6 protein-coding genes are annotated in these 4,193 nt (G+C 45.6%); 2 read left to right on the forward strand and 4 right to left on the reverse strand.

Annotated features, from left to right (window positions below; all coding sequences use genetic code 11):
- Together RMO35_RS24770 and RMO35_RS24775 are read left to right on the forward strand one after the other, a co-directional pair.
- The coding region (locus RMO35_RS24770) for a molybdenum cofactor biosynthesis protein B (protein ID WP_309745362.1) at positions 1 to 488 on the forward strand (488 nt) is incomplete at its 5' end.
- Entirely contained in the window at positions 485 to 934 is a 450-nt protein-coding gene (locus RMO35_RS24775; RefSeq protein ID WP_309745364.1) for a hypothetical protein, read from the forward strand. The genes RMO35_RS24770 and RMO35_RS24775, both read left to right, overlap by 4 nt.
- A gap of 105 nt (positions 935 to 1,039) precedes the next feature.
- Here RMO35_RS24775 and RMO35_RS24780 read toward each other — a convergent pair whose 3' ends face one another.
- The 4 genes from RMO35_RS24780 to RMO35_RS24795 all read right to left on the reverse strand — a co-directional run.
- The gene (locus RMO35_RS24780) at positions 1,040 to 1,453 is read right to left on the reverse strand and encodes a hypothetical protein (protein WP_309745366.1); all 414 of its coding nucleotides are present in this window, start codon (positions 1,451 to 1,453) and stop codon (positions 1,040 to 1,042) included.
- A 138-nt stretch (positions 1,454 to 1,591) separates the two neighbouring features.
- Entirely contained in the window at positions 1,592 to 2,932 is a 1,341-nt protein-coding gene (locus RMO35_RS24785; protein ID WP_309745368.1) for an AMP-binding protein, read from the reverse strand.
- A gap of 183 nt (positions 2,933 to 3,115) precedes the next feature.
- Positions 3,116 to 3,460: an NAD(P)H-quinone oxidoreductase subunit M gene (locus RMO35_RS24790; protein WP_309745370.1), complete on the reverse strand. Its 345-nt coding sequence runs from the start codon at positions 3,458 to 3,460 to the stop codon at positions 3,116 to 3,118.
- Between the two features lie 211 nt (positions 3,461 to 3,671).
- Positions 3,672 to 4,193 (reverse strand): thermonuclease family protein (locus RMO35_RS24795; protein WP_309745371.1); only part of this gene is annotated, 522 nt, incomplete at its 5' end.

Genomic DNA, 4,193 nt, shown 5'->3' on the forward strand with positions numbered 1-4,193 from the left:
CCCATCCAGATCCGCACCACATTAGCATTAATTTCGCGGTCATCACGGTCAGCGATACTCGTACGCCCGAAACCGATCGCAGTGGTGCCCTTATCCAAGAACTGCTACAATCTGCGGGACATAGGATCGGTAAGTATCAGATTATTCCGGACGAATCGCCGCAGATTGCTATGGTTCTAACTAACATGCTAGAGCTGCGATCGATTCAAGCGATCGTATTTAATGGTGGTACTGGCATCTCGCCCCGCGATACCACCTATGAGGCGATCTCCAGCCTTCTCACTAAAACTTTGCCCGGTTTTGGGGAGATTTTTAGAATGCTTAGCTATCAAGAAATCGGCTCGCGGGCGATTGCTTCGCGGGCGATTGCAGGTACCTACGATCGGCTCCTCGTCTTCTCCCTCCCCGGCTCGCAAGGTGCTGTAAGATTAGGGATGGAAAAACTGATTCTGCCCGAATCGATCCATTTAGTTACTCAACTAAGATGACATCTGCAAAACCCGATAACAAGAGTCAGCCTAAACCCCCAACTCCCAAGCCAAATAATTCTAACGGTTGGTTATCTTGGGGTTTCATCTGTTTGCTAATTGGCGGCACTATCGCCGCTAGAAATGTCTTACTTGTCGATAACGATCTCGAAATTAAAACTAAGTTTGCTGGACAAAGTTGGCAGCTAAATTCACGATCCATCAAAAAATATGCCACGGATATTAGCATAGTTAGTCGTCAGTATATTCAACCCCTGTGGACAAATCTAGCTCAACAATCCACTCACCTGATATCTGAAGCGAAGAATGCCGTTACCGAGCAAAACTGGTGCATTTCGAGCGCTAACCCTTCAACTAGCTCAGCGGATTCCAAGGCTAGCAAAATAGATCGAAAACAGCCGCTTCCAACTCAGCCAGCAGCCGAGCAGCGGTGGTGTATTAAATAAGGTGTTAGGTAAGAGGTAAGAGTTTTGCACACGCATCTGTTCCCCAACGGCTTGAAGCAACAGCCGTTTCATCTACAGCATGTCCACCATTTTGAATAGCTTGGGTTAACCCCCAGCATCAAATAGAAGCTGAATCTTGTCATCGAAGTTGAAGGTGTTCAAAACCCAACCCGTGGGAGTTTTATAAAAGTAGAATGTCCCTCGAGTGATATGCTTTTCAAATCGCTGCACCTGGATAATCCGATAAAAGCTCGTACCAACCTTGTCTTCGCGGATGAATTCGTACCCAACACTCTTGCCAAAACGCTGCCCGAGCTTCGGCATTTGCAAGTTTGTCTGACTCACCATTTCCTTGAATTCGGCATCGGGAATTATCAAATAAGGCTTTGCTAGACGTAGCCCTGCTTCCGCATCTCCTGCGGCGATTTTGGACATGATGCTATCTGTAAGCTGTCTTGCTTCTGGAGTGCCGACTAGACGTTCGGACGCGTCTGCCCGCATTGAAACTGATAGCATCATCGCCATAACTATAAAGAGGTAGCGCAATTTGTTCTCCTAGTTTGACAATTGTGAACTTGAGGGCTGACTATTTAGGATACGCAAAAAAGTATGGCGCGTCAAGAAAAGACAGCAAACCAAGATAATGAGTGGAGATAATTATCGGGCTGCTCTAGCGAGGTTTTCAACTTCATTAGTCAACACCTTTCCTAAAGAATTGCGAGGAATGCGATCGACACTTACCCAATATTTCGGCAGCTTATACTTACTAATTTTACCCGCGATCGCTGCTGATAATATTGCAGCGGAAACGGGCAGTTCACGGGCTACATATACAGCGGTGACTGCTTGCCCCCAATAGCAATCTGACAATCCAACTACCCACACATCGGCAACCAATCCAGTTGCCATAATTACCTCGACAACCTCAATCGGATAGATATTTTCACCGCCACTAATAATTTTACTACTATTTCGATCGACAATCGTTAGATAGCCATCTTTATCGATCGTCCCAATGTCATCTGACTCGAATTCAAACTGTCGATCTAAATCGGGAAAATAGCCAAACATTAATGAAGTAGCTTGAATCTGAATCGAGCCAACTCGATCGCTTTGTGGCGTGTTATTAGTAAGCTTGCTATCAGATTTTATGCCGATCTTAGCATGAGGCAAAGCCTTGCCACAACTGCGATTTCCCGCCAAGAATTCTGCTGGCTTGAGACTGGTAACTTGCGAACCAGTTTCAGTCATCCCATAGGTTAAAGCAATCGGTAGTCGAGCAATTCTGGCACTATTGAGTAGTTCGGAACTTGGTGGCGCACCCCCAAGTAAAATTGTGTCAAATCGAGCCAACCATGCAGAATTAAGTGCTAATAATTTTGCCAATTGAGTCGGTACTAATGAGATAAAATAATGCTCTAATTCAAGCTGTTTGGTGAGTATGACTGGATTGGCGCAAAGCTCATGAAAATCGACAATAGCGAGCTTACCACCAGTTAATAGCGATCGACATAATTGCATCAAACCACTGACATGATAGAGCGGTAGAGTACAGACAGTATTAATATGCTCTAGTTCATAAAACTCTTGAAATCCCCTCACCGTAGCACTTAAAGTTTCCCAGCTATGAGTCGCAAATTTGATGATTCCCGACGATCCTCCCGTCGGTATCATGATGAGCTGTTGATGCTGCGTGAGATCGAGTGTGGTTAACTTCGATACCTGTTCCCGCTCAAAAGTACCCCAGCCAGGATTAGCCAAAAAAATCGGTAAATTTAACTTACACCCAGCCATCAACATCGCAATGAATTCAAGCGGATCGGATGTCGCGATCGAGGTAAAATGGGGTCGTTCGATCGTACACGCAGCTAATATTTGCTCGGCTCGATCGATTACAGCCTTGCCATCCGTACCTACCAGCCAGCCATCATCCAAACGTTGACAACATCGATCGTATATCCACTCCCCAGTCGCGCCGGACTTTGGTAAATTAAACATTGCTAATTAGAATAAGCTTGTGGTTTAGCACCTTACTCTATATATTGGTGCGATCGCCAAATATCCAAAAAACTACCCCCAACTACTTACTTACACGATTGTAGAAGAGGGAATAGGAGATATAAAGTTGAGTAAACGAGATATAGAGGTGTCTAAAAAGCAATAGCACAGTAGTAAACTGAATTAATCAGCGGTTTTACTGACTACTTGGGGTAAACCCATGCTGTAATTTAACACTCTACTGTCGAGATTATAACCGATCTCACCCTTTTGGAGCAGATCTCTGACAAAATGTTCCAAATCCGAGCCGATGCGGCGCAAATTATACTCAGTCAGATCGGCACCACTGTAAGACTCAACCAAGTCATCAAATTGTCCATAAATCTTACGCAGTGCGTCCTCACTCCACACCAGCTCATTATCAGGATCGACATCTAGCGTCAGCGCTTGTTCGCTCGGTACGAGTTCATTTTTCTTTACCTCGGCAGTGTAAATATGGATATGACGAGTTGTAGATTTTAGTAGCATAATTGGGAGGTAGGAGATGGGAGATGGGAGCAGAACTTGATGAATAGTATCAATCGTCTGGATGGAAAGTTCTCAACCGATCGATTACAGACTTTTAGACAAGTTATTCTTAAATAATCGATCGAGATATATCTATTGTAGATCGGGACTGCTCCCTGCATTTTATCAAGCACTCAACTCCCAACTCCCAACTCCCATCTCCCATCCCTCCTCACCGCTCCTCCTTGCGAAATTGAGATGGACTCATTCGCATCGGGCGTTCGGGATTCCAGATCCCCACACCCATAATGCGGGCATATTGACTCCCCTGAATAAATCGATCGCGATATTTAATCCCACGAGCATTGCCAGTCGCACCACTGCGCGTAATTGCCAAAACATAGCCATCCTCGATTAGCTCTTGATTGAGCAAGCGACCATCTTTCCACAAATAGACATACTTGCGCCCGTATTTATCAGCCTCAGCACCATCTAATTCGATACTGACACTACCCTTACCCGCCGTACCGATTAATTCTTCCAATCTTTGCTTGGCTTGCTTTCCCCAGGGTTCTTGCCCCAGATCTGGAGCATCGATCCCGATCAATCTCCCCTGTTGGAGCATAGGTGGCTGTTGAGATTTATCTACCCACTCGATCGAGTTACCACTAATCGTGCGGCTCACCTGTACCGTGGGATACGAAGGCGGCGCTGTTTGACAGCCCCCCAGCAAGCATAGTCCAACTAGTTGCCA

This window comes from Chamaesiphon sp. OTE_20_metabat_361 (assembly GCF_031364565.1).